Below are 24,319 nucleotides of genomic sequence, written 5' to 3'. Positions count from 1 at the left end.
TTTTGTTTCTAGAATAAAAAGTGTTATTAAATTATAAAGCCTCAAAGGAGGCTTTATAGAGTTTCTTACTTGCTGATCTTAACAGCGTATGCTTTGTGAGATAGAGGTACCCAAGGACGCTTGATGTGCTCTGGACGACGAAGCGTAGAGTTTTCATCAAGTCCACGAGTCAGCTGATCTCTCCAACCCTCATAAACTTTGAAGTTATTGTCATAATTTACAAATATATCACCGATCTTATCACCGGCTTGCGCAGGCTCTAAAATTACTTTTTGGTGCCAGCAGTGCATACCAGAGATAGGGTCAGGATGCGGAGCAGCAACAGCATTTTGCCATGAACCGCTAAGACCATCCCACCAGATATTTGCACTATCTTTATTATAGTCTGCAAATCTATCTGAGTGGAAAGGTTTGATTCCGTCAACATATTTGAGTTTACCCTCTTTGCCATCCATTTGAAGTTCAGCAGTAGGTACACCGAAGCTGTTTAAGCCGCCGTTTCCGTTATAGTCCTCGATCTTGATCTGTCCGCCTTCTCTACCTGCATTCTCAGGTGAGTGAGCCATAAACTTAGGATCGTTCATATTTCTAGCAACCGGCTGAGAGTCAACTTTTCCATCTGTAACACCGTTAGGGATGCTTACAGAGTTTACAAGCTTCCATCTTCCGCCGTGGTGTGAACAAGCAAGTGTACCTGGAAGAACACCCTCTGTTGGAATTGCCATAGCTACAAAATAACCAGACTCAAGGCCAGTTAAACTGTCTACGATTCTAACACGTATTGCATCACCGCGCTTGAAACCTTGACGTGCAGCATCTGGAGTTGATATCCAGATCGGATCGTGGTTCTGTGAGATCTCCATCAAGTGCTTAGAGTTTGCAGAACGTGTATGAATGTTATACGGTAATCTAAATACGGTATTTAATGCATAAGAGTTCTTCTCAGTCATATAAGAGTGATTTACATGCGATACGATGTGCTCCATCTCTTTCTTCTCTTGCTCATTTCTTGGATAGAATGGAATAGCGTACTCCGGCCACTTCCAGTCATCTGCAAGCCACTCACAGAAGAAGTCAAGCTTTTTATCAAGCGTCGCAAAACCTTCCATCTTCTTACCGTCAACAACAATACCGATAGATTTTTTCTTACCGTGAGAGTTAGCACTCATAACACCTGTTCTCTTATCGATAGTTACATCTTTTTTACTGTATTTATGTCCGTGAGAGATGTAGTTTTGACCATCGTCAACTATTTCACGCTCTTGTGCTGAATAGATATTGTTCTCTTCCATCCATGCACCATAATCTCTCATATACTCATATACAGGGAATTCAGAGTTTTTATATCTATCATCAGATGTAGCAGTCGCTTTAAGGTTTGGCAAGTTGTCACCAAACGCAGCATCATACCACTCAGCGATAGTAACAGGCTTACCTGGGTTCTTTTTAGACTCCCACATAGACTTGATAGTTTTAGTTTTTGACTCATCTAAATAGAGCTCGCCTTTTGGATCTATATAGTTAACACACATATCAAACCAGAACTCATTCTCTTCCCAAACTTCTCCAAGACCAGCTTTTATGTGAGCTTCTAAAGTAGCACGGTTAGGGTTTTTAGGCTTCCATCCAGCTTTCTCTAAAGCAACTCTCATAACAGGCTGACGGAAAGATGTCCAACGTGCAGGCATTGTAGCTTCTGAGTGCTGATCGTGTCTCTCACCTGCAAGACCAACAGGCAGAATATAATCCACATACCAGTTAGTCTCTGACCATACAGGAGAGAGATTCATAGTAAGCTCCATTTTAGACTCATCTTTTATTGTATCTATCCATCTAAATCCATCCGGATTGATCCATACAGGATTGTACATACGAGGAATCCAAACTGCAAGTTTCTGTGGAACATTAAGACCTTTGTCTATCCACTTCTTCTGCCACTTCTTATCTGCAAGAAGGTGCGGTAGAAGGTAAGATAGTTCATAAGTAGAAAGAGGCCATTCAGGCGGCCATGAAAGTTCGTTATAAACATCGATTTTTGGAACATCTGCTCCACGTTTACCTTGACCTATTGTTGCGCTTCCGCCTTTTCCACCGACAGAGATAACGTGCCAGTGGTGAAAGAACGTACCACCCTCAGGTCCAATAGCTCCACGAAGGGCTAGAGGAAGATAACCAGCACGTCCACTCATCCATCCACCGCGGTTTCCTGCCGCTGCAGCTCTCCAAAAGTAGGTAGAAACTGCTGTTCCAGCCCAGATAAACATATCGTAAAGTTTCTCTAGCTTATAGGCAGGAACGTGTGTCTCTTTTACAGCATAATCTAAAGTAAATGGAGCGTAAAGCTCTTTTAAAACATCTAAGAATGAATCAAAATCATCATCTGATGGAACCTTGGAAATATATCCTTTGCTGACCATAAACTCCATATATTTTTTGTTATCTAAGAAAACTTCCCAGTTTAACCATCTTCTAACAAATTCTTTGTCGACTTTACCTTCACTCAAAATTCTTTGAACAAGGTAGAGATATATTACAGGTTCAGTTCCTGGCCATGCAGCAATCCAAAGATCAGCCATACCTGCCGAGTTAGATAGACGCGGGTCCATTACGACCATCTTTGCACCCTTAGCTCTAGCATCTGCTATAAATGATGCTGACTGCTGGAAGTAGTGACCTGCATCAGCCGCATGCGAAGAGTTAAGAAAGATTAGCTTTGCATTAGCCCAATCCGGAGATATTCTGTCATCATTTGCCCACTGAATTGTTGGCGTTCTACCATTTGATGAACAGATATTTGTATGTGAGTTAAAACAGTCTTGACCTATTGTAGACCATACCTGACCCGTAAATCCGTTCTCATTCGGACGACCGACGTGGAACATACATGATTTTTTAGAGAGCTCATCACCCACTGCTATAGCATCATGCATCTTCTTACCGATCGTTGTCATCGCCTCATCCCAAGTAGTACGGATCCACTTACCTTCACCACGAGCAGAACCAGGAGCACGCTTTAGTGGAAATGCAATACGATCAGGATCATACATCTGAGACTGAGTTGCATAACCTTTTGCACAGTTACGTCCACGAGATGCTGGGTGCAGAGGATTACCCATATACTTTTTAACTGTAAAAGTCTTCTTATCAATCCATGCAGTTAAACCACAAGATGCCTCACAGTTTGAACATGCAGTAGGAACGATTGCATAATCATTAACTTCTATACCTTCAGGATTTGAAGTGCTTCTTACACCATGGCGATCTATACCGCCTCTTTTCCAATCATCTCCATCTAGCTCTTTAAAGTCATCCCACTCGCTCATAGGAGGGTAAAATGATAAAGAGTCTGGAGTGTTTGTAAATTTACTATCACTAACCGAGTCGGCAATAGCATCAGCCGTAAACACACCTTTTGCAATCGAGGCACCTGCAACAGTAAATGCGGCACCTTTTAAAAATGTTCTTCTACTTTCTAAATACATTAATATTTCTCCCTAACTCATTGGTAATAATTGTGGAATAATCAGCCATACATGCTTAACTATAGCAAGACCTACTAGTGCTAAAATTGCCGCTAGCTTTAAAATACTGTCACTTTTACCTGCTCTGCTTAAAAGAACAAAAAGCATTGGTAAGATATAAGTCATCCATTGACCTAACCAGAACATTACAGCGTATGGTCCGTCTCCCTGAATATAACCCACAACAGCAGCAATCTCTTCTGCTTTCATCGGTCCAAATATATACTCAGCCATATAGATTATAAATGCCATTAAAGCACTAAGTCCCAAAACAACACCTAAAGTATTTTTAGCTTCATCAGAAAGTTTGTTTCCACCTATTAAGATCATAGCTGCAGAACCTGCAAGAAGAGCTGCTAAAATCATTTGAGCCGACTCTGTAGGCATCTGCCACAGTTCACGTGCAGTACACTGAGCCATAAGAGCAGCAGTATATAGCGTTACTGGTATCGCAAGAATAGTAGTCCATAACAACACTTTGTCAAATGTTTCATTATTTTTCTTATAAGCAAGAAATGCAAGAAGCGTCAATAGACCCAAAAATGCTGAAGCCATAAATGAACCCCATGCAATTGCCGATGACCAACTAGAGTAAACAAATATATGCCACATTCTAAACGGCTGATGTAAGTCTGCCAATGTAAACAATAAGAAGATATTAATAAATAAAAATGCAACTATTGCTGTCGGCAGTCTTAAATTTTTGACTGATTCAGGGTGCATTCTAAGAAGCAAAAAAAGCATAAAAATAACACCGGTACCAATACTCTTTGCCCACATATTTACTGTTACAAGCCAAGGCCAAACTATCCCAGGGATTGCTGCATCTAATGTAACTACAGCATTTGTTGCTGCTAAAATTTCATGTGTCATTGCCATTAGTGGTGTCCCCCTACCGGAAGTGTTGTAATATTGTTAAAGAGTGAGTGTCCGTCAACTCTCTCTGAAGCAAGAGGATTAAGAGTAACATTTCCACCGCCTACGTAGTAGTGATGAGGATTTGTTCCTTTTTCAGGTTTACGAACTTGAACTCCGCCTTGATTTACTTGAATATACTTAGAGATGTTCGAGGTCGGATCATCTAGGTCTCCAAAAATATTTGCCTGAACAGGACATGCAACGACACAGGCAGGCATCATACTTGAAGCAACTCTATGCGCACAATATGTACACTTATCTGCCGTATGGGTCTGAGGGTCAATATAGATAGCTCCGTAAGGACAAGCCATAACACAGCCTGCACAGCCAATACAGCGCTCTTTATCAATGTTTACAATACCGTTTTCCAGATAGTGAAGCGCACTCACCGGGCATATTCTCTCACACGGTGCATTTTCACAATGATTACATCTAAGTGGTGTAAATGTTCTTTTCGTCTCAGGGAAAGTTCCCACATCCACATATTTAACACGAAGTCTCCATGTACTAAGCGGAACTTCATTCTCCACTTTACATGCGATCTCACACCCTTTACATCCCATACACAGATGTAAATCAACTAGGAAGCCTAATTGCATATATTCTCCTTAATAGCCTTTTGACAGACAAATATTTAGTTTTATAACTATGCTTAATCTTTACGAAAAGAATCCCTTATCTTACGAAAGAATGGGTTTCTTACTACGGGTATACTACCTTTATAAAGCTTAAACTAGTTATAAAAATGTGATAATTTTATAATATTATTTGTAATTGGGAAGATTTGAAAATTAAAAAAAAGCAGGTGCGGCTTTAGTTACTAAGCCTTACCCTGACGGAGAGTTCATGTGCAGTTAGCCCTTCCGTATTTGCAATTAGTGCGCACTCTTCTCCTATCTCGTTTATAGCAGATTTGCTAAAAGAGATAATAGAGGATTTTTTCATAAAGTTTTCAACTCCAAGAGGAGAATAGAACTTTGCAGTTCCGCCTGTCGGAAGAGTATGATTTGGACCTGCGACATAATCACCTATAGCTTCAGGAGTATTGTGCCCTAAGAAGATAGCTCCCGCATGTTTTATAGCTCCAAGCAGCTCAAAAGGCGACATTGTAGCAACTTCTAGATGCTCAGGTGCGATCTGGTTCATAAGCTCTACGGCCTCATCCATATCCGATGTTACTATTATCGCTCCTCTCTCTTCGATCGACCTTCTAGCGATCTCTTGACGAGGAAGTTTCAACAGCCAATTCTCAAGCTCTGCTTTTACCTCATCTGCCAGCTTTTGCGAAGGAGTTATCAAGATAGAGCTTGCCATCTCGTCATGCTCTGCCTGAGAGAGCATATCGATTGCCATATGAGAGGCGTTCGCGCTATCATCTGCCAAGATACCTATCTCACTAGGTCCTGCGATCATATCTATATTTACATCTCCAAAGACCATCTTTTTTGCAGTAGCAACAAATATATTTCCCGGTCCGGTAATGACATCTACTCTAGGTATGCTCTGCGTTCCGTATGCCATTGCCGCTATCGCGCTTGCTCCGCCTACCTTATAAACATCGCTTACTCCGCAAAGATGACATGCCGCAAGCAAAAGCTCATTTGGCTCATTATCAGGGGTCGGTGTACAGACCACTATATTTTCGACTCCCGCGACCTGAGCAGGGATCACATTCATCAAAAGAGAAGATGGGTATGCTGCTTTTCCACCTGGAATATATAGACCTGCACTATCGACGGGAGTGACTTTTTGACCCAAAATAGTACCGTTTGCTTCAGTGTCAAACCAAGATTTAGGCTTCTGCTTTTCATGATAGCTTTTTATTCTATCGTATGCCAGATGAAGAGAGCTTTTTAACTTCTCGTCAATATTGTCATACGCTTTTTTCATTGACTCGGTAGATATTTTAAGATCTTCATCTTTTAGCGGAGTCCATTTGTCAAACTTTGCGATGTGTCTCTTAAGCGCCTCATCTTTATCTGTTTTTATCTCGCTTATAATATTTCCGACTATTACAGTAACCGACTCTATGTCCATCTTACCGCGCCCAAGTAGCTCGCTGAACTCCGCTTTAAAACTGCTGCTTTTTGAATTTGTAAAGATCATTTTTTGTTCTTTTCCTTGTTAAACTCTTCTTCGACAATAGAGAGTGCCTTTAGAAAATTCTCGGCGTTCATAGCGCCCATTAGCGGTTCATACATCGGCTGACCGCTTGGCATCAAAAACCAGATAGCAGGAGTTCCCGGTCTCCAAAGCTCTTGTGGCAGATAGTCTCTCTCATCACTGTATGATACCACTGAAATAAAACCTCTGTTTAATCTCTCAACTACTCTTGCGTCCCTAAATGTGGTCTCATCAAGTATTACACAATATTTACATGCGTGGCTTGATGAGACAAAAAGTATCGGTTTTTCGCTTTTTTGTGCATTCTCAATGCCCTCATGATAATCTTTCGCCCAATTTATCTCCACTGCAAAGAGATTCATCGCTGCTGTAAGCACCAAAAATATAAACAATCTACGCATGTTCTTTCACCTTTTCTAGAAGTTCTTTAGCGCACTCTAACGCGCTCTTGTCTGTTACGTCAATCACAATATCCGCAACGGCCATATACTGAGGCAATCTCTCTTTATAGAGCTCTTTTGCCTTTTTCAAGTCATTTAAAAGCGGTCTTTTTTTAAGTTTTTTAGGCGCGTTTGGATGACTTTTTATCCGTTTTAGAATTTTATCAAAAGGAGAGTTTAAAAACACAACTATTCCTATATCTTTTAAATTCTCCTGCTTATAAAATCCGCCGCCGGTTGATATAAGAGTATTGCTTACTGAGTTTTGCAGCCATAAAGAGACTCTCTTCTCAAGATCTCTAAAATAGGTCTCACCGCTCTGTTCAAATATCTTCTTAACGCTTCTGTTCTCCATACTCTCTATAAGATCATCCGTATCTATAGATATGTAGTCAGATATTTTAATAACCTCGCGGGCGACACTGCCTTTGCCGACACCCATAAACCCGACTAAAATAATATTTTTCACTTTTAACTTTCCACTTTCATAGCAAATGTGCTCATATCGAAGTCGGGCTTTGTCTTAATTGTTTTTAAGTAGACCAAAACTGCAACTGCGATATTGTACTCTAATATTAACATGCTTAAAATAAATGTAAACGCAAACAGAGCCAAGAGTTCCGGCGCAAAAAACGAGACAATAAAGCCTATAAGAGAGACAATAAATAGTATAAACTGAGCAATTGAGAGCTTTTTGCTTATCATCTCATTCATAGTAGGAATGCTCATATACCCTTTTGCGTTCAGATGGAACCAGACCAAAAAAGGGACTATTTTATAGAGCATGCCAGACATTATGGAGATGATAAACCCTCCTCCTATCATCACCGAAACCACTACAATATACTCTGAGGCAAAAAAATCATTAAAAACCCATGCAAAGATGCCAAAAGTCATAAAAATGGAGGCACTTCTCCAGTACCATATAGTGATATCGCTGACTTTGCGGCGACGCTGATTTAGTTTTATATAGACCGTTGTAGCAAAAGCCCAGAAAAAGAGAGCGACCCATATCTTTGCGACTAATGCATAGGACTCAAGAAAAAGATTTAAAAATAGCCACAAAAGAAGTCCTGCGCTTATGATCCATACAACTCTCTGCTTACAAAACCTTTTGAATTTCGGCGCTACGTAAAACATCGGCAAAATATGAAAAGCAACCCCGATTATCAGAATTCCTGCAAAACCGAAAACTGCCCAGACGCTGTGAATATTTGCAAACAGAAGATGTGAGGGCAAAAATTTGCCGCTTCCGTAAGAAGCTAAAAGATGCATACCCATCACTGATATAAAGAGTGCAAAAACCAAGCCTGTTATCATGGCTCTTATGCTTGGAGTAAAATTTATAACACTTCTAAAAGCCAAGAGCATAGAGATTGTAAGTATTAAAAATCCACCGCCGAGCAGCGCAGAAGCTGCAAATATGAGCATAGAGAGATCCAGCAGCAATCCAAAGATCATACAAAGAGTTCCAAAAAGCAAAAATAGATATGATACAAGTGATACAAGATTTACTTTTGCAATTTTAACTCCCGCCAAAACCGGAAGCATCTGGGTAAGCGCCCCAAAGATCACAAAACTCAAAAAGCCTATGGTCAGTGAGTGTGTAATTGCGATCGCCTCTAATGAGGATCTACTTTCAAGCGCACTAGCATCGCTTAATAGCATTAGTACCCCGGCAAGAACTCCAAAGAGAGGAGCCGTCAGAAAAAATCTAAGAGGTGCCCATATAGGAGGTGCCTGATCTACAGAGAGTCCGTTAAAATCCAAATCTGTATCTTCTACTGCTCTACGATCATTGAGCGCATCATATCTACAATGCGCTCAGACTCTGCGCTTAAGTGCTGCTGCGCCATGGTATAGAGCATCTGCTCCTCTTTCATATTGTGCTGCTGCATCAATATCATCAATGTCTCACTGCTTCCAAAAAACTTATCTTTATCTTTGGCTTCAATAGCTTTGCCCATGTCAGAGATGAGATTTCTCATCTGCGTATGCTCGTGTCTCATCATCGCAGTCGGCCCTTGTGTCATCCCCGTCTTTTGTTCAAACTCCAAGAACATCACGCGCTCTTCCATCTGAAAGTGTCTCTCAGTCTCTCCTGCAAACTCATCATAAGCTGCTTTTGCACCCTCTATTGACTTTGCCGCCGCATCTTCCATTGCTGCAAACAGCTCGTCGCAACGACCGTGATCCCTCGATAAATACTCTTTTATACTGCTCATAAATATATGCCTTGATAATTAAAATTTTCGTATTATATTAAAAATAATTTAAATAAAAATTACCGCAAATCAATTTAGCCCAAGTTGTTATTTAAACAGCTTTTTACTATAATGTCCTTTTTAATTAATACAGGAAAAATAATGAAAAACAAAAAGTTACTTACTCTTGGTTTTGTCTCTGTAACGGTTGCGTTAGCTATGCTCTTTTCCACAAATCTTCTTGCCGCTACGGATGAAAACAAGGAGAGCAAAGAGGCTTCCAGACTTGAGTCCTTGGCAAAATTCACAAAAGTCATAAGTATTGTAGAGCAGTATAATGTAGATGACGTAACAATCGAAGAGCTTATGGACAAAGCGCTAGAGGGGATGATGAGTAACTTAGATGCACACTCAAACTACCTTACCCAAAAAGATTATAAAAATTTAAAAGTCCAAACAAACGGTGAATTCGGCGGGCTTGGCATCACCGTAGGTGTCAGAGACGGTGCATTGACGGTAATAGCACCTATAGAGGGCACTCCAGCGGATAAAGCGGGAATAAAAGCCGGCGATATCATATTAAAAATAAACAATGAATCAACTCTTAACATGACTATAGATGAAGCGGTAACCATTATGAGAGGCAAGGTCGGCACGCCGATCGAGTTGATGATCGTAAGAGAGGGAGAGAATAAACCGCTCACCATTAAAATAGTTAGAGGCATCATCACCATAGAGTCGGTATATGCAAAATCTATCGGCAACGATATCCAATATGTACGCGTAACAAGCTTTGATAAAAAAGTGGTTGACGAAGTGACAAAAGCTATAAAAAAGAGAAAGCCGACAACAAAAGGAATTGTTCTGGATCTAAGAAACAATCCCGGAGGACTTCTTGATCAAGCGGTCGGACTTGTTGACCTTTTTGTTGATGAGGGAGATATAGTCTCACAAAAGGGAAGAAACAGAGCGGACGATGAGATATACTCTGCCAGTTCTAAAAACACTATAACTGATGTTCCGCTAATAGTTCTTGTTAACGGCGGCAGTGCAAGTGCAAGCGAGATCGTAAGCGGTTCTCTTCAGGACCACAAACGTGCTATAGTTGTTGGTCAAAACACCTTTGGAAAAGGGAGTGTTCAGGTTGTTCTTCCTATAACCGAAGAGGAGGCTATCAAGCTTACAATTGCCAGATACTATCTTCCAAGCGGTAGAACCATCCAAGCTCTTGGTGTAAAACCGGACATTGAGGTATTTCCAGGTGAAGTTACCGTAAACAAAAATGAATTTGCGATAAAAGAGGCTGACTTAAAGAAACATTTAGAAGAAGAACTGGAAAAGGTAGAGGGTAAGAAGGAAGAGGAAGAGGCTCAAAAAGACTCAAAATATATCATCACTGATGAGATGATAAACAAAGACATGCAGCTAAAAGTTGGTGTTGATATTTTAAAAGCATTAATCATTACAAAAGGACTATAATAAAGATGCAAAAGAGAGAACTGCTTTACGAGGGAAAAGCAAAAAAATTGTTTACTACTGATGATGAAAATCTTCTTATCTCAGAGTTTAAAGATGACTTGACTGCGTTTAACGGAGAGAAAAAATCCAGCGAAGCTGGAAAAGGTGCTCTTAACAACAAGATCTCTACGGAACTCTTCAAGCTTTTAGAGGCAGAGGGAATACAGACACACTTTGTAAAGATGCTTGATGAGAATCACATGCTTCACAAAAGAACAGAGGTTATTCTTATAGAAGTTATCGTTCGCAATATCGCAACAGGTAGTCTAAGCCGTAATCTCGGCATCAAAGACGGAACTGTTCTGCCGTTTACATTAGTTGAGTTCGACTATAAAAACGACGCTTTGGGTGACCCTAAGCTAAATGACCAGCATGCGCTAATCCTTGGTTTAGTTGACTTTCAAGACGAGCTTGACAAACTTCGCCGTATGGCAAGACAGATAAATGATATTCTTAAGCCTTACTTTGCAGAAAAAGGTCTTAATCTAGTGGACTTTAAACTAGAGTTTGGAAAAGACAGCAGCGGAAATATCATCCTTATAGATGAGATAAGCCCTGATAACTGCCGTTTTTGGGATATAACAAGCGGTGAGAAGATGGATAAAGACAGATTCCGTCAAGGTCTAGGCGGACTGACAGTTGCGTATGAGCAAGTTTTAAACAGAATTTTGGGGAAATAAGATGATGAAAGTTATAGTAAACGTATTTTTAAAAGCTGGTGTTTTAGATTCCCAAGGAAAAGCAGTGCATCACGCACTGGAGTCTCTGCACTTTGACAATGTAAGTGATGTACGCGTAGGAAAGCAGATAGTGTTAAAGCTTGATGAGAGCGATGAAGTAAAGGCGATGGCAGATGTTACAAAAATGTGCGAAGAGCTTCTTGCAAATACGGTAATTGAAGATTACAATATAGAGCTGGTAAAATGAAAGTAACTATTTTACAGTTTCCCGGCACGAACTGCGAATATGATACACAATATGCCTTTGAGAAACTTGGCGCTAAAACAGAGATCTTATGGCATAAGTCGCAGAGTGTTCCATCAGACACGGACCTCTTAGTAGTTGCAGGCGGTTTTAGTTATGGAGATTATCTAAGAAGCGGTGCTATTGCAAAATTCTCTCCTGTTATGAAAGCTGTTAGCACTTATGCAAAAAACGGCGGAAAAGTTTTAGGCATCTGCAACGGTTTTCAGGTTCTAACGGAGGCTGGGCTTCTTCCGGGTGCTCTTAAGAGAAACGAAAGTTTGCACTTCCTATCAAAACACCATCATCTAAAAGTTATCAGCAACGATAATATATTTTTAGAAGAGCTTCAAAACGGTGATGTCGTAAATATCCCGATCGCTCACCATGACGGTAACTACTATATAGATGAAGATGGGTTAAAAGAGCTATACGACAATAATCAGGTTCTTCTAAAATATTGCGATGCAACCGGAGATGACAAGAATCCAAACGGAAGCGTAGACTCTATCGCAGGTATCTGCAATAAAGAGAAAAACGTTTTTGGTCTTATGCCTCACCCTGAGAGAGCTATGGAGAGCCTCCTTGGAAGCAGCGACGGCGTCAAGATGCTTCAAGGGTTTTTAAAAGCGTGAGACTCTTTTTATTAGCATGTTTTTTTATCTTTGGCATCTCGCTTGCAAACGCAACGCAGAGTTCAGATATCAAGAGCTATGCTGATACACAAAATATTAATCAAACTACTTTCATTACCGAGGATGAGATTCAAAGCCTGCCAAAGGTCTTATACCTAAGCTATGAAAAAGTTCCCTCAAGAGTTCTAAAAGGAGAGATATTTACCGTTACCATAAAGAGCCTCTCGACGGTTAAAGATTTTATGGATATCTCCTACACACTCTCTAATGCCGAGGGAGTAAAGCTTTTAAGCGATTATCCAAGCAGAGAAAAAGATTCCAGATACTTCTATGAGACTTTTCACTTTTTAGCTACTTCACAGAGCATCAGACTTCCTGATTTTACCGCAACCCTTATAGGTAACAATGACGAGATATACAGAAGCACCACTCTTCTTGGTCAAGACTTGAATGTTGTTTCTCTAAATCCTAAAAAAGATTTCTCCAATATAGTAGCAACCTCTTTTGAGATTCTAGAGTATAAGACAACAAGCTATGACAATATGCATAATATCGTCGTGTTTGTTGCAACCGCTACAAACTGCGATATAGCCGCTCTTCATTTGAACAGTGCCTACAAACAGGGAGTAGAGTCTATTACAGAGTCCTATTTTGACTCAAAAATTACATACTACGCTGTAATTGACAAAAATATGGAAAACCTCTCATTTTCATACTTCAATCTACAGAAGAACAGATTTATTCCCATCTATATACCTATCGTGGTTGATGATGACAGCGTTGCAACGCAAAGCGATCTAAAGCCAAAAGATCAATCTCGTGAGATGCTCAAGATGGCGATAGCCGGAGCTGTGGCAGTAGTTGCTTTTTTTGTGATACTGTGGAGAAAAAAGTATATATATCTTGTTTTTATTATTTTGCCTCTGGCATATATAGCATACGTTGGTCTTCCCTCAAAAGAGGTGTGTTTAAAAGAGGGGTCAAACATCTATCTGCTTCCTCTTTATAACGGAACGATATTTGAGACCGCCAAAGAGGAGTACCATCTTCAAAAAGAGAATGAAGTGGATGGCTGGATAAAAGTACGTCTTGATAAAGAAAAGGTAGGTTGGATAAGAAATGAAGATATTTGCTCACGTTAACTGGCTTTTTGCCACTATTGTAATTGCCACCTCTCTTACTATTTTGATACTTACATTTCATATTCTGCCAAAGCCATACAGCAGAAAACTATCTGCCTGGCTTATTAGAATAGGCATATTTTTCACAGTTGAAGTTCAAGGCAAAGAGGATCCTGATGCTCAGATGTTTTTAGTAAATCACCAAAGTGATTTAGATATTGTAGTAATAGAGACAATTACATCAAGAGATATTGCATGGGTCGCAAAAAAAGAGCTTTTTGATCTTCCTTTCTTTGGTTTGATTATGAGAATGGCACAAGATATAGCGGTTGAGCGAGAGAGCAAAACATCCCTTATAAAACTTCTAAAAGATGCAAAGCGCGTTCTTAAGACGAACAGGCTTATAACAATGTTTCCTGAGGGAACACGCTCTACAAAAGATACAATGCTGCCATTTAAAGCGGGAGCAAAAATTGTAGCAGACACTTACAAACTTCGTGTTCAGCCCGTGGTTTTAATGCAGACATCAAAATACTATAATGTAAAAAATTTCTACTATAGACCGGGGCGTATAAAAGCGATATATATGGAGTCGTTTGTGGCAGACAAAAGTGATGAGAACTGGCTAAAGGATCTGAGAGTAAAAATGCAAAAGGTGTATGACGATGAGTTGGCAAACAATCCTAGCCATAGGTAGCGGCGGCTTTATCGGAGCCGTTCTTAGAGCCTACCTAAATGGTCTTATATCTCACAGAGTCCCTCATGAACTCCCTTACGGAACACTTGGCGTAAACCTCATAGGAAGCTTTATTATGGGAGTGCTTATCGCATACTTTATGTACACTACCGTTTTTTCCCTACATGCAAAATCGTTTCTCTCCACGGGGATATTGGGTGCGCTTACAACCTACTCGACTTTTGCCATAGAGACTCTTCTGCTGATAAACGGAGGGCATTTGGCTCTTGCAGCGGCAAATATGGGTCTTAACGCTTTTGGCTCGGTCTTTGCAGCAGGCGGAGGTTTTTATATAGTAAAGTATCTTCTTAAAGCATAATTATCTCATCCGCACACCACTTGGCAAGGTCAAGATCGTGTGTGATAAGAAGCATCCCCATTCTATCGAGGTGTTTTACAAGCATGCTCATAACCTCTAACTGAATAACATTGTCAAGTGCGGAAGTAGGTTCATCCAGTAGGAGCAGTTCTGGTTTCATTAGCATGGCGCGAAGAATGGAAGCACGTTGAAGCTGTCCGCCGGAGAGTTCATGAGGAAGTTTTAAAAGAAGTTCATAATCGAGATTTATATTTTTTAAGTAGGGCTTTATCTCATCAACTTTTGCAACATCTTTTATCTGATTTAAAAGCGTATAGCTTGGGTGAAAAGAGCTGTAGGGATCTTGAAACACTTCAGAGCAAAAAGAGCTTTTGACACTTCCGCCAAGAGGCTTCAAGTTGCCTAAGATAAGTTCAAAAACGGTGCTCTTCCCTGCCCCGCTTGCTCCTACTATCGCTTTTATCTCCCCTTTTTTAAGAGAAAATGAGAGATTCTCAAAAAGCAGATGCTCTTTTTTGTAACCAAACGATAGATTTTCAACTTCTAATATAGCACTCAATAATTAGCTCTTATTTAACGCCAAGTAGAGTTTTGTAAGCTCTTTATAAAGCTCATCGGGTTTTATGTCGCTGTTTTGCTCTAAAATTCTCTTCATTATGACGTTATCCTCTTCTCCTGCCCAGACTTTAATGTAAGAGCCATCTTTATAGCCGTTATCTTGTCTAAACTGGTTTAGGATGTTTTTTCCTACATAGAGATTATAGAGGCTCTCCAGATTAAGACCGCTCATAACCACAAGATCAAAGAAGTCGGATATAAGTTTTTCAAGGTCAAGCGGACCTCTTGAGAGGGTATCTATCATGATCGACTCTATCTTCTCAATGGTATCATCCTGCTTTGCAAAAAGCTCCTCTTTCGTGTCTATCTTTTTAAAGCTCTTTGACTCTGAGATGTTTATTGCCAGATCTTCAACCTGCCCTCTTAGGGTCTGAGAGTAGTTCTCTATCGCCAGACTCATAACGAAGTGCCAGACATCAACGACCTCAACTTGAAGGTTGTCCCAATCTGCCTCTTGATCGATGTTTTTCCAATGCTTCCACGTAAAGCTGTCTATCATCTCCGCGCACTCCATATAGATGCAGCGTCTCCAGTTAATAACTTTGCCGTTCTTTGTGATTCCATCACTCCATTTATCGCCGTTTGTCGCCTCATTTAGAGATGCTTGCAGCTGCAGCATTAAAAGTATTTTATCCATCCGCTTCTCTTTAAAATTTAATTATCCCATTGTACCAAATATGCTAAAATAGCGCACTTAAATTAAGAGCAGATATGAAAAGAATTAACTGTAGAAGATGTGAATACTATTTTGTTACGTGGGAGGCTTCAAGACCTCACGGATGCAGAGCTTATGGATTTAAATCTCCGCAGATTCCCTCGCTTTTAGTCTTTCAAAGCAGCGGAAGCGATTGTACCATGTTTAAAGAAAAGAAGCCTGCCAAATAATCTTTTTGCCAAACCCCAAAGTATTGTCGGTTAGCTTGAAGTGGTCTACTTTTATCTGCCAAAGTTTTGGGCTCATCGCAAGAGCGTATGGAAAAGTTTTAAAATAGAGCTTTTTTAACTTATCATCTTCAACCTCTGAAAACTCGCCCCTAAACTGAACTCCCTCTATCTTGCCTACGGTTTTCGTCTCCAAAACGACAGTTCCTGCAACCGATGAATTTTTAAAGATGTTTTTTATATGTGTAGTATCATCGCTGCTTGCAACCACAAATGAGACTCTTTTTGCATCATAGGCATAAAAAAGGTTGCACGCGCTAAGCTCTAGACCATCTGATGTAGCCAGAGTCAGAACATGGTGCTTTGCTAAAAACGACTCTATCTTTGTTAGATCATTTTGCGACATTGAAATTTCTAAAGAGATGTTTCTCTAAATCTTCTACCGAGCGTATCTCCCGCTTATTTAGCATCAGCTGTGCGGTATCATCGTTTGCCATTGTCTCATACATCTCTTTTATATTTGTCATGCTGTAGTAGCTTTTTAAAAAGTCTAAGAGCACCTCGAAGTTATCATCTTTTTTCTCGCTGTACTGCTTAAAAAATTTAAACTCGTCCCAATTTATCTCGATCAATTTTGCTTCCTATGTTTTTTTAGTGCATTTTCTAGATTTTTTATTATTTGCGACATTTTATCAGAACTCACAGCAAAGTTCAATCTCATAAAACCGCTCCCCTCTCTGCCAAAACTTATTCCCGCACTAAGACCGAGCTTTGCCTCTTTTACAAAGAACTCTCTAAGCTCCCGATCACGCAATCCCAAGCCCCTGCAATCAAGCCAAGCCAGATATGTAGCCTCTATGGGTGTAACTTTGATGTGGTATTTTTCGCATGTCTCTTTTAATATTAAAAAGTTTTTTGCAAGATGTGCCTTTAGCTCTTCAAGCCACTCCCTGCCCTCTCTGTACGCCGCTTCAAAAGCCACATGCGAGAGCGAACTTCCCTGCGCAAAGTGGATGCGGTTATATACTTTTAAAAACTTCTCTCTTAGCTCTTTGTTGGGTATGGCAACACTGCTTATGGCAAATCCCGCCATGTTAAATGTCTTGCCGACCCCTATTGCCGTTATGCTTATCTCTCTCGCCTTTTTACTAAGCGAAGCAAACGGTATATGTCTGTTTGGCTTGTAGATCAGGTCGCAGTGTATCTCATCGCTAAAGACCACTATGTTGTGTTCAAGACAAACTTCTAAAATCTCCTCAAGCTCATCTCTTCTCCAGACGCGACCCACAGGATTGTGCGGAGAGCTTAAAAGCAGAAGCTTTGTTCTCTCATCTATCTTTGATCTTAGATCTTCTATATCAAAAGTATAGCTTCCGTCATCTCCAAGACGCAGAGGATTCTTTATAAGCTCTCTCTCATGCTCTATCACGCTGTGAAAAAAAGGAGGATATACGGGAGTTTGGACGATGACCTTATCGCCCCTCTGAGTAAATGCCTCTATGGCAGCGTTCATACTTGCTACAACCGAGTGAGAGTAGAGCATATCCTCTAACGCGAACTCAACACCGTGTTCTCTTCTCATCCACTCGATCTGAGCTTCAAACATACTGGGCGGCACCTCTTCATACCCTATGATTGGATGCTCTAAGCGTTTTTTTACGGCTTCAAGCACAAAAGAAGGAGTCTCGATATCCATATCAGCAACCCATGCAGGAAGAACATCGTCTGTGCCAAAAAGCTTCTCTCTTAGAGTGTACTTCTCTGCGTTTGTCTCTTCTCTGCTTACAGATGTTGAAAAATCATACTTCACTTTTTTCTCCAAACACTAACCTCTGCTATGCTGTGCTGATATTTTCTTGCCGTCTCTTTTATGACAAACTCCAGATCCTGAAGATGGACAAGCTCAAACTTTTTGCCTAAAATCTCTTTTAGCGTATCGATAGTTTTTACCTCTTTGCCGCTCTCATCTTTGTATCCGCCGAGCCAGAGCTCTTTTTTGGTTGAGCTCTCCTGCCACGTGTATGGCGAGGTTAAGATCAAGAAGCCCTCGCTATTTAGCCTCTCATCTACACTATCCAAAAAGAGCCTTGGGTTATAGAGTCTGTCTATGAGGTTTGTCGCCATTATCAGATCGTAAGAGTTAAAGTTTGGCTTGAGGTTACATGCGTCGCCCTGCCAAAAAGAGACTCTCTCTTTCACTGCCACGCAACCGAGCTCCTCTATGCTTACCTTTTTTTTCTCTGCCAGATCGCCTTCTGTTTTTGAAGCAAATGCTACATAGCCATCATTTTTCAGCTTCACTCCGACGCCTATAAATCTAGCCGAAAAGTCGATCCCCTCCACCTCATCAAAACTGCGAGCCAGTTCAAATGTCGCACGTCCTGTAGCACAACCAAGGTCTAGCGCTTTTGTGTGGTTTTTTGCAAATTTAGAGGCTACTTTTGCACACTCTATTGCAAAATTCTTCACGCCGAACTTCTCATCGCCGTACTGAAACTCACAGTATTGTGACACAAGCTCGTCGCTCTCATAAATATCGTTTTCAATTTTCTCATCACCGCTAGATATAACATACCTAAAACCGGCATTTTGAGGGAAGTGTTTGCGAAATGCGTAACGGGAGTGTTTCATAATCATGTTTCCGCTGCTTGCCCATGATGAGCCAAGTATTAAAGCGTGTTTATTATCAAACGTAGGAGTTGAAAAATCATCATATGCAGGATGAACTTCAAAACCATCAAAACCGAATATCGGCGTTCGGCTCCACTGCCAGACATTTCCGACAACATCGTATATACCATTGAAACCAAACTCATCTACGGGGCAGGAGCTAAAGTAGTGGTAGAAGTTTAGGTTTGCCCTGCTCTCGTGAAAATCTGGAATATCACGCAAGCCTGCATACTCATATATCAACCTGTACTCCGCCTCACTCGGCAAAGAATAGACTACTCCATCCTTTTTACTTTTATAACGACAAAACGCCTCTGCTTCAAGCGCATTAACATCCACCGGCCAGTCAAGCGGCATATCTATTAGTTTGTGGAGTGCTCTATATCTGTAATTGCCACCTTCTAAAACCCAAAAAATAGGATGTTTTGCACCGCTTATGGCTAAAAACTTCTTCCCCTCTTCATCCCAAAACTCTTCATCTTCATATCCGCCATCTTTGACAAATTCCATAAATTCTGCATTGCTTACAAGATATTTTGAGACTTTGAACTTATCTATGCTCTCGCTGAACTCTCCGTACTCGTTATCCCAGCCATAAAGATTATGCGACTTATCTTTGCCCAAAACTACACTGCCGCCATTTATATCTATCATCTCATTTTTTGGAGCCGCTGAAGTGTGCGTGCAGATGTTAAACTCTCTCACCTCTTTGAGATCCTCTAGAGGCATCTGGCGGTGCAGAACCAAAGATGTCTCTATATGGATGCGCTCATGTTCTATGCCCATTAAAACTGTCCACATAGGCGAATCCTGCGTGATTGGAAGAGTGAGTGGAAGTGAGGTTATAAGTTCATCAACTCTCTCTCTTACCTTTTTGCGGTACTCTCTAACCTCGTCCACTTTAGGCCAGCTGTAATGTGTGCCATTTATATCATCCCACTCCATCTCATCCACACCGACGGCAAAGATGGACTCAAACTCAGGATTTATGCGCTCTTTTATTATCTTCATAAGGATAAGTTTATTTATAAAAAAGGTCGCCGTATGCCCGAAATAAAATACCATAGGGTGGCGGGTTGGCTCCGACTTTTTGTAAAATACCTCATCACTCTTTAAAACTTCAAAGATCTTTTCAAAAATATCAAAAGTGTTATGAAAATATGCTCTTATCTCTTCTCTTTTTGCCTCTGTATCCGACCCGTCTAAAGTAACGGGGTATAAACTAAACTTACTCAAAACATTCCCTTTTGGATATAATTTTTAGATGAAATTTTATTATAGTGAAAAACTAAGCTTATTTCCAGAACTATTGCATGCTTTTACTACAAAAGAGAGCGGCAACCTTGCATTTCATGTCGAAGATGATGAGATAAGCGTGCAAGAAAATCACTCTCTCTTGGCAAAAGAGCTTGGGTATGAAAAAAACTCGCTTGTTCATATGAAACAGATTCACTCCGACATCGTGCATATTATCAAAGATGAGGATTTTGATACCCCTCCAACATGCGACGCGCTTATAACAAACAGACCAAACATACCTATTATGGTTATGGTTGCCGACTGCTCCCCTGTTCTGTTCTATGACCGTGAAAAAAAGGTTATTGCTGCGGCTCATGCGGGCAGGCAGGGAGCATTTAAAAACATAGTGGCAAATGTTGTTGATAAGATGGTGAGAGAATTCGGCTCAGACCCAAAACATATATATGTAAGCGTTGGTGCGAGTATCGGAGTGTGCTGCTATGAGGTAGGGGACGAGATCTATGATGAGGCTAAAGAGAAAGGCTTTGATTATGCTATGCAAAAAAGAGGCGAGAGCTTCTATCTTGATGTAGGTGCGATCTTGCAAAAACAGCTGCTCTCTTGCGGTATAAAAAGTGAAAATATCGAGTTTTGCAGTGAGTGCTCATGTTGTAAAACAGAGACCTTCTACTCATACAGAGGCGAGGGGCAAACCGGAAGGTTTGCAGGAGTTATTTCACTGACTCAGTAATCTTTTTTGCAAGCTGTTCGGGCAGAAGTCCCAAAGACTCCTCTACCTGTTTCGTGTTTCCGTGGGTAATAAACCTGTCTTCATACTCGAAACTAACTACTTCTACATTTAAAATCTTCTCTTTTGCTAAAAACTCCAAGATGGCACTGCCGACTCCGCCCATCTTTGCGCTGTCGCTAAATACGAACCACTTCTTATGTTTTGTTGCCATCTCACGAAGCATCTCCTCATCAAGAGGCTTTACAAATCGCAGATCCAAGATACTAACTCCAAAATCAAGATATTTTGAGGTCTCATAAGCACGCCCTACTCCGTTTCCGTATCCTATAAAGAGAACATCACCGCTCTCTGAGCGCAGAAGTTGAGACTTTGATAGCTCAAAAGGCAAAGAGTCAGGCAGATCCGTCTGGGTAAACGCGCCTCTTGGATATCTAAGCGAACATGGGTATGGATACTCTGATGCAAATGCCATCGCCTGATGAAAGCTCTTCTCATCTCTTGGGGCAAAAAGCGTCATATTCGGAATGGCTCTTAAAAAGCTGATGTCAAAAACACCCTGATGCGTCTCTCCATCCTCGCCCACTATTCCTGCGCGGTCAAGTGCAAATACAACGGGAAGATTCATCAGACAAGTGTCATGTATCACCTGATCATAGCCGCGCTGCAAAAATGTAGAGTAGATGGTGCAAAAGGGTTTAAATCCCTCTTTCGCCAAAGCTGCCATTGATGTAACCGCATGCTGTTCCGCGATCGCCACATCCCAAAATCTATCAGGAAATACTTTCATCAGCTCATCTAAGCCCGTTCCGGTCGGCATAGCAGCAGTTGCACCGACAATTTTTTCATTCTGTTTTGCAAGATGAAGAAGTGCTTCGCTATATATCTGCGTAGCACTTTTTGCACTGCTTTTTTTGGCTGCATTTCCGCTGTCTAAATCAAAAGGTCCGACACCGTGCCACTTCTCCTCCTGACCCTCAGCTATCTCATACCCTTTGCCCTTAATGGTCTGAGCATGAACAATAACGGGTTTTTTAAGCTCTTTTGCTTTTTGGAGTATCTCTATGAGTGATGTCAGGTTGTGCCCATCAACAGGTCCTATATAGTCTATCCCCATCTCTTCAAAGAGTATGCCCGGAGTTATAAGCTTTAAGGACTCCTCCATTCTTTTTGCGATATATCTCGCACTCTCGCCGAAATTGTCTACAAAATTCTCGGTATGTCTTTTAAAGTTCTGATAAAAAGGTGAAGCCATCGCGGAGCTAAGTATACGACTGACCGCACCGATTGGTTTTGATATGCTCATCTCATTATCGTTAAGGATGATGACCATCGGGTACTTTCTATCACCCAGCTCATTTAGCGCTTCATAGACCATACCTGCGGTCATAGCACCATCACCGATCATAACAACTGGAACTCTTGAATCCTGCTCACCTTTTAAGGCAATAGCTTTAGCCGCACCCACACCCAAAGATATAGATGTCGAGCTGTGTCCTGCTACAAAGTAGTCATGTTCGCTCTCGCTTGGTTTTGTGTATCCGCATAATCCGCCGAACTCTCTTAGCGTGTCAAACTCTTTCCATCTTCCGGTTAAAAGTTTGTGCGCATAGGATTGGTGCGAAACATCAAAGATAAAAGGGTCTTTTTTCGAGTCAAAAACCTCGTGCATCGCCACGATGAGTTCAGTCGCGCCAAGAGTTGAGCTCAGGTGTCCGCCATTTTTGCTGACAACCCTTAAAATCTCTTCTCTTATATCTTTACAAATCTCTTCGAGCTCTTTTATTCTGCTTAATTGTATATTCATATATCTTTTTTACTCACTTAATGCCGCTCTTTTTACGCGTTCAAATCTTTTTGATATCTGTGCATCTATATTGCCCGTATCGCTTATTGCGATAACTCCGCCAAGGCTCACAGCCCCGTCTGAAACTACTTCAACGTGTGCCAATGAACCTACTGCCTGTGAAATTGCTCCGTGATCTTTCGGGTTGACTCTAAGCACCACTTTTGATGCGCTCTGAAGCTCTTTTATAAGCTCTTTTGCCAAAGTAAACGCCACTTTTTTAGAGTTCTCTTGAAGCTCGATCTTTATAACCTCTTTTGCTATATCAAGAGCCGCAGTGACAAGCTCCTCTTTGATACCCTCAAGAGCGCTCTCAAACTCTTTTGCGCTGTTCTCAAGTTTTGCGACAGAGGCAGAGTACATAGAGAGGGCATCTGTTGCGTTTTTTTCACCCTCTTTTGCATGGAGCTCTTTGCCTGCTTCAACACCTTCGGCATAGGACTCCTCTTTTACTTTTGCCAGCTCTGCCTTATGCTCTTCACTCATATTTTCAAGTTTCATCTGAAGCTTAATAAAGTTCGATGACATCTCGTCTGTTTTTTTAAGCAGCGACTCTATCAAAGAGTCTTTAGAGCTTGAGCTCATTGCGGTAGCATCGATCTCTTTTTCTTGCGAAGAGTGAGGCACTTCCTCTTGAATGGGAGGTTTCCTAGCCACAAGCGATGATTGAGGGATCTCGTTTTGGGTATCGTCAGCACCAAAGGCTAAAACCTTAAAGTTGTACTTATCAACATTATGTTTTGCTATTCTTTGATTAGTGATTATACTTGACAAATTATTCCACCATCTCTTCAGTTGAACTTCCCAGCTGAATAACGCCGCCCTCAGCCAGACCGTTTACTACCTCGACAATTCTTCTTTGAGCACTCTCGACATCTTTCATCTTAACAGCACCCATAAACTGCATCTCTTCTTCAAATGCCTCTCTTGCTCTCTCACTCATAGCGCTAAAGAACTTCTCTTTAAGCTCTTCAGGAGCACTTTTGAGACCAAGCATCAAGTCAGGTTTGTCAACTGATTTTAGAATCTCAACGATCGCATTTTTATCGAGTGTCTCTATATCTTCAAATGTAAACATCATCTCTTTAATTAGGTTAGACATCTCTTCATCTCTCTCTTCGATCTTAGCCAAAGTCTCTTTAGAAGCCTTTGCCCCAAGACGGTTGAAGATATCTGCAACAGCGCGAGGACCGCCGACTTCGACTTTATACGAAGCAAGAGATTCAAGTTTGGACTCTAACACTGCCGAGACTCTTTTAATGACCGATGGAGAGATATCGCCAAGCTTCGCCATTCTCATAGAGACTTCGCTTCTAAGATCATCAGGGAAGTACTGAAGCGTATCTGCCGCCTCTGTTGCATCCATGTGAGCCAAAATAAGAGCAATTGTCTGAGGATGCTCGTTAATGATAAAGTCTGAAAGCTGCTGAGGCTTAATCTTGGAGAGGTACGCAAAATTTTGAGTCTCCTGCATACTTTTTGAGAGTTTTTCTAAAACTTTTTTTGCCTCTTCAGGACCAAGTGTTCTATAGAGAAGCTCTCTTGCGTACTCAAGACCGCCGGATGTTATAAATTGACCAGATTGAAAAATCGCATAGAACTCTTCTAGTATCGCGATTGCAACTGCTTTGTCCACACTTCTGTTCGTAGCGATATACTTTGAGACTTCCGTTATAGCATCAACATTCATATTTGAAAATATGGCAGCAGTAGCATCTTCGCCCATCTGCATAAGAAGTATGGCAATCTTCTCTGCCATACTCATCTCATCAAATTTTGCTTGCTGTGTCGGACTTAGATTCATCTACTTCTTACCT

At 41.0% G+C, this 24,319-nt stretch carries 26 protein-coding genes; 9 read left to right on the top strand and 17 right to left on the bottom strand.

Going from position 1 to position 24,319, the window contains the following annotated elements; translation table 11 throughout:
• Positions 1 to 65 precede the first annotated feature (65 nt).
• The 8 genes from FCU45_RS11120 to FCU45_RS11085 form a co-directional block, all read right to left on the bottom strand.
• Positions 66 to 3,482, bottom strand: coding sequence for a molybdopterin-dependent oxidoreductase (locus tag FCU45_RS11120; protein ID WP_137015296.1), 3,417 nt, complete (start codon positions 3,480 to 3,482; stop codon positions 66 to 68).
• A 12-nt stretch (positions 3,483 to 3,494) separates the two neighbouring features.
• Positions 3,495 to 4,394 (bottom strand): NrfD/PsrC family molybdoenzyme membrane anchor subunit, encoded by a 900-nt coding sequence (nrfD, locus tag FCU45_RS11115; protein WP_137015429.1) that lies wholly within the window; start codon positions 4,392 to 4,394, stop codon positions 3,495 to 3,497.
• Positions 4,395 to 4,399: 5 nt separating this feature from the next.
• Positions 4,400 to 5,038: a 4Fe-4S dicluster domain-containing protein gene (locus FCU45_RS11110; RefSeq protein ID WP_137015294.1), complete on the bottom strand. Its 639-nt coding sequence runs from the start codon at positions 5,036 to 5,038 to the stop codon at positions 4,400 to 4,402.
• Between the two features lie 214 nt (positions 5,039 to 5,252).
• A complete protein-coding gene (hisD, locus tag FCU45_RS11105; protein WP_137015292.1) occupies positions 5,253 to 6,545 on the bottom strand; it encodes a histidinol dehydrogenase in 1,293 nt (430 codons plus the stop codon).
• Positions 6,542 to 6,964: a thioredoxin family protein gene (locus tag FCU45_RS11100; RefSeq protein ID WP_137015290.1), complete on the bottom strand. Its 423-nt coding sequence runs from the start codon at positions 6,962 to 6,964 to the stop codon at positions 6,542 to 6,544. Before FCU45_RS11100 ends, hisD begins: the two co-directional genes overlap by 4 nt.
• Entirely contained in the window at positions 6,957 to 7,472 is a 516-nt protein-coding gene (locus FCU45_RS11095) for a shikimate kinase (RefSeq protein ID WP_137015288.1), read from the bottom strand. Before FCU45_RS11095 ends, FCU45_RS11100 begins: the two co-directional genes overlap by 8 nt.
• 2 nt (positions 7,473 to 7,474) lie before the next feature.
• Positions 7,475 to 8,773 carry a hypothetical protein gene (locus tag FCU45_RS11090; protein WP_137015286.1) on the bottom strand — a complete coding sequence of 433 codons (1,299 nt, stop codon included), beginning with the start codon at positions 8,771 to 8,773 and terminating at the stop codon, positions 7,475 to 7,477.
• An 11-nt stretch (positions 8,774 to 8,784) separates the two neighbouring features.
• On the bottom strand, positions 8,785 to 9,228 hold the full coding sequence (locus FCU45_RS11085) for a hemerythrin domain-containing protein (protein WP_137015284.1): 444 nt from the start codon (positions 9,226 to 9,228) through the stop codon (positions 8,785 to 8,787).
• A gap of 141 nt (positions 9,229 to 9,369) precedes the next feature.
• Here FCU45_RS11085 and FCU45_RS11080 point away from each other — a divergent pair, with 141 nt between their 5' ends.
• The 7 genes from FCU45_RS11080 to crcB are packed head-to-tail and all read left to right on the top strand — an operon-like array spanning position 9,370 to position 14,499.
• Positions 9,370 to 10,686: a S41 family peptidase gene (locus FCU45_RS11080; protein WP_137015282.1), complete on the top strand. Its 1,317-nt coding sequence runs from the start codon at positions 9,370 to 9,372 to the stop codon at positions 10,684 to 10,686.
• 5 nt (positions 10,687 to 10,691) lie between these two features.
• Positions 10,692 to 11,405: a phosphoribosylaminoimidazolesuccinocarboxamide synthase gene (purC, locus tag FCU45_RS11075; protein ID WP_137015280.1), complete on the top strand. Its 714-nt coding sequence runs from the start codon at positions 10,692 to 10,694 to the stop codon at positions 11,403 to 11,405.
• 4 nt (positions 11,406 to 11,409) lie between these two features.
• Positions 11,410 to 11,652 (top strand): phosphoribosylformylglycinamidine synthase subunit PurS, encoded by a 243-nt coding sequence (gene purS / locus FCU45_RS11070; RefSeq protein WP_188109265.1) that lies wholly within the window; start codon positions 11,410 to 11,412, stop codon positions 11,650 to 11,652.
• The gene (gene purQ, locus FCU45_RS11065) at positions 11,649 to 12,323 is read left to right on the top strand and encodes a phosphoribosylformylglycinamidine synthase I (protein ID WP_137015276.1); all 675 of its coding nucleotides are present in this window, start codon (positions 11,649 to 11,651) and stop codon (positions 12,321 to 12,323) included. Before purS ends, purQ begins: the two co-directional genes overlap by 4 nt.
• Positions 12,320 to 13,465 (top strand): hypothetical protein, encoded by a 1,146-nt coding sequence (locus tag FCU45_RS11060; RefSeq protein ID WP_246032293.1) that lies wholly within the window; start codon positions 12,320 to 12,322, stop codon positions 13,463 to 13,465. Before purQ ends, FCU45_RS11060 begins: the two co-directional genes overlap by 4 nt.
• The gene (locus tag FCU45_RS11055) at positions 13,443 to 14,141 is read left to right on the top strand and encodes a lysophospholipid acyltransferase family protein (protein WP_137015274.1); all 699 of its coding nucleotides are present in this window, start codon (positions 13,443 to 13,445) and stop codon (positions 14,139 to 14,141) included. Before FCU45_RS11060 ends, FCU45_RS11055 begins: the two co-directional genes overlap by 23 nt.
• Positions 14,110 to 14,499 carry a fluoride efflux transporter CrcB gene (crcB, locus tag FCU45_RS11050; protein ID WP_137015272.1) on the top strand — a complete coding sequence of 130 codons (390 nt, stop codon included), beginning with the start codon at positions 14,110 to 14,112 and terminating at the stop codon, positions 14,497 to 14,499. The genes FCU45_RS11055 and crcB overlap by 32 nt, the downstream gene beginning before the upstream one ends.
• On the opposite strand, the gene FCU45_RS11045 is transcribed toward crcB, so the two are convergent.
• Together FCU45_RS11045 and FCU45_RS11040 are read right to left on the bottom strand one after the other, a co-directional pair.
• Positions 14,489 to 15,058, bottom strand: a complete 570-nt coding sequence (locus FCU45_RS11045; protein ID WP_137015270.1) for an ABC transporter ATP-binding protein — start codon at positions 15,056 to 15,058, stop codon at positions 14,489 to 14,491. The genes crcB and FCU45_RS11045 overlap by 11 nt on opposite strands.
• A gap of 3 nt (positions 15,059 to 15,061) precedes the next feature.
• Positions 15,062 to 15,754, bottom strand: coding sequence for a dUTP diphosphatase (locus tag FCU45_RS11040; RefSeq protein ID WP_137015268.1), 693 nt, complete (start codon positions 15,752 to 15,754; stop codon positions 15,062 to 15,064).
• A 74-nt stretch (positions 15,755 to 15,828) separates the two neighbouring features.
• Here FCU45_RS11040 and FCU45_RS11035 point away from each other — a divergent pair, with 74 nt between their 5' ends.
• A complete protein-coding gene (locus tag FCU45_RS11035) occupies positions 15,829 to 16,002 on the top strand; it encodes a uracil-DNA glycosylase (protein ID WP_137015266.1) in 174 nt (57 codons plus the stop codon).
• On the opposite strand, the gene FCU45_RS11030 is transcribed toward FCU45_RS11035, so the two are convergent.
• The 4 genes from FCU45_RS11030 to ovoA are packed head-to-tail and all read right to left on the bottom strand — an operon-like array spanning position 15,977 to position 19,905.
• Positions 15,977 to 16,405 (bottom strand): PNPOx family protein, encoded by a 429-nt coding sequence (locus FCU45_RS11030; protein WP_137015264.1) that lies wholly within the window; start codon positions 16,403 to 16,405, stop codon positions 15,977 to 15,979. The two genes, FCU45_RS11035 and FCU45_RS11030, sit on opposite strands and share 26 nt — an antisense overlap.
• Positions 16,392 to 16,631 (bottom strand): hypothetical protein, encoded by a 240-nt coding sequence (locus FCU45_RS11025; protein ID WP_137015262.1) that lies wholly within the window; start codon positions 16,629 to 16,631, stop codon positions 16,392 to 16,394. Before FCU45_RS11025 ends, FCU45_RS11030 begins: the two co-directional genes overlap by 14 nt.
• Complete coding sequence (locus tag FCU45_RS11020; protein WP_137015261.1) at positions 16,628 to 17,809, bottom strand: pyridoxal phosphate-dependent aminotransferase; 1,182 nt, start codon at positions 17,807 to 17,809, stop codon at positions 16,628 to 16,630. The genes FCU45_RS11025 and FCU45_RS11020 overlap by 4 nt, the downstream gene beginning before the upstream one ends.
• Positions 17,806 to 19,905: a 5-histidylcysteine sulfoxide synthase gene (ovoA, locus tag FCU45_RS11015; protein WP_137015259.1), complete on the bottom strand. Its 2,100-nt coding sequence runs from the start codon at positions 19,903 to 19,905 to the stop codon at positions 17,806 to 17,808. The genes FCU45_RS11020 and ovoA overlap by 4 nt, the downstream gene beginning before the upstream one ends.
• A gap of 28 nt (positions 19,906 to 19,933) precedes the next feature.
• Between ovoA and pgeF the strand changes: the two genes are divergently transcribed.
• Complete coding sequence (gene pgeF / locus FCU45_RS11010; protein ID WP_137015257.1) at positions 19,934 to 20,659, top strand: peptidoglycan editing factor PgeF; 726 nt, start codon at positions 19,934 to 19,936, stop codon at positions 20,657 to 20,659.
• On the opposite strand, the gene dxs is transcribed toward pgeF, so the two are convergent.
• Genes dxs through fliG form a run of 3 tightly spaced genes read right to left on the bottom strand, consistent with a single transcriptional unit; the run spans position 20,640 to position 24,306 of the window.
• Positions 20,640 to 22,463 carry a 1-deoxy-D-xylulose-5-phosphate synthase gene (gene dxs, locus FCU45_RS11005; RefSeq protein ID WP_137015255.1) on the bottom strand — a complete coding sequence of 608 codons (1,824 nt, stop codon included), beginning with the start codon at positions 22,461 to 22,463 and terminating at the stop codon, positions 20,640 to 20,642. The two genes, pgeF and dxs, sit on opposite strands and share 20 nt — an antisense overlap.
• 9 nt (positions 22,464 to 22,472) lie before the next feature.
• Entirely contained in the window at positions 22,473 to 23,276 is an 804-nt protein-coding gene (gene fliH / locus FCU45_RS11000; protein WP_137015253.1) for a flagellar assembly protein FliH, read from the bottom strand.
• A gap of 1 nt (position 23,277) precedes the next feature.
• Entirely contained in the window at positions 23,278 to 24,306 is a 1,029-nt protein-coding gene (gene fliG, locus FCU45_RS10995; protein ID WP_137015251.1) for a flagellar motor switch protein FliG, read from the bottom strand.
• Positions 24,307 to 24,319 lie beyond the last annotated feature (13 nt).

The organism is Sulfurimonas crateris (assembly GCF_005217605.1).
GTDB lineage: Bacteria > Campylobacterota > Campylobacteria > Campylobacterales > Sulfurimonadaceae > Sulfurimonas > Sulfurimonas crateris.
Note: the sequence above shows the minus strand (reverse complement) of the source record. Positions and strands in the feature narration are given on the sequence as shown.

Bases quoted from the DNA above. Each gene is read 5' to 3' on its own strand.
- FCU45_RS11055 (WP_137015274.1), top strand. From the start codon at position 13,443: ATGAAGATATTTGCTCACGTTAACTGGCTTTTTGCCACTATTGTAATT.
- nrfD (WP_137015429.1), bottom strand. From the start codon at position 4,394: ATGACACATGAAATTTTAGCAGCAACAAATGCTGTAGTTACATTAGAT.
- FCU45_RS11120 (WP_137015296.1), bottom strand. From the start codon at position 3,482: ATGTATTTAGAAAGTAGAAGAACATTTTTAAAAGGTGCCGCATTTACT.
- purQ (WP_137015276.1), top strand. From the start codon at position 11,649: ATGAAAGTAACTATTTTACAGTTTCCCGGCACGAACTGCGAATATGAT.
- purS (WP_188109265.1), top strand. From the start codon at position 11,410: ATGAAAGTTATAGTAAACGTATTTTTAAAAGCTGGTGTTTTAGATTCC.
- fliG (WP_137015251.1), bottom strand. From the start codon at position 24,306: ATGAATCTAAGTCCGACACAGCAAGCAAAATTTGATGAGATGAGTATG.
- FCU45_RS11110 (WP_137015294.1), bottom strand. From the start codon at position 5,038: ATGCAATTAGGCTTCCTAGTTGATTTACATCTGTGTATGGGATGTAAA.
- dxs (WP_137015255.1), bottom strand. From the start codon at position 22,463: ATGAATATACAATTAAGCAGAATAAAAGAGCTCGAAGAGATTTGTAAA.
- pgeF (WP_137015257.1), top strand. From the start codon at position 19,934: ATGAAATTTTATTATAGTGAAAAACTAAGCTTATTTCCAGAACTATTG.
- FCU45_RS11100 (WP_137015290.1), bottom strand. From the start codon at position 6,964: ATGCGTAGATTGTTTATATTTTTGGTGCTTACAGCAGCGATGAATCTC.
- hisD (WP_137015292.1), bottom strand. From the start codon at position 6,545: ATGATCTTTACAAATTCAAAAAGCAGCAGTTTTAAAGCGGAGTTCAGC.
- crcB (WP_137015272.1), top strand. From the start codon at position 14,110: ATGAGTTGGCAAACAATCCTAGCCATAGGTAGCGGCGGCTTTATCGGA.
- purC (WP_137015280.1), top strand. From the start codon at position 10,692: ATGCAAAAGAGAGAACTGCTTTACGAGGGAAAAGCAAAAAAATTGTTT.
- FCU45_RS11030 (WP_137015264.1), bottom strand. From the start codon at position 16,405: ATGTCGCAAAATGATCTAACAAAGATAGAGTCGTTTTTAGCAAAGCAC.
- FCU45_RS11035 (WP_137015266.1), top strand. From the start codon at position 15,829: ATGAAAAGAATTAACTGTAGAAGATGTGAATACTATTTTGTTACGTGG.
- FCU45_RS11085 (WP_137015284.1), bottom strand. From the start codon at position 9,228: ATGAGCAGTATAAAAGAGTATTTATCGAGGGATCACGGTCGTTGCGAC.
- FCU45_RS11080 (WP_137015282.1), top strand. From the start codon at position 9,370: ATGAAAAACAAAAAGTTACTTACTCTTGGTTTTGTCTCTGTAACGGTT.
- FCU45_RS11040 (WP_137015268.1), bottom strand. From the start codon at position 15,754: ATGGATAAAATACTTTTAATGCTGCAGCTGCAAGCATCTCTAAATGAG.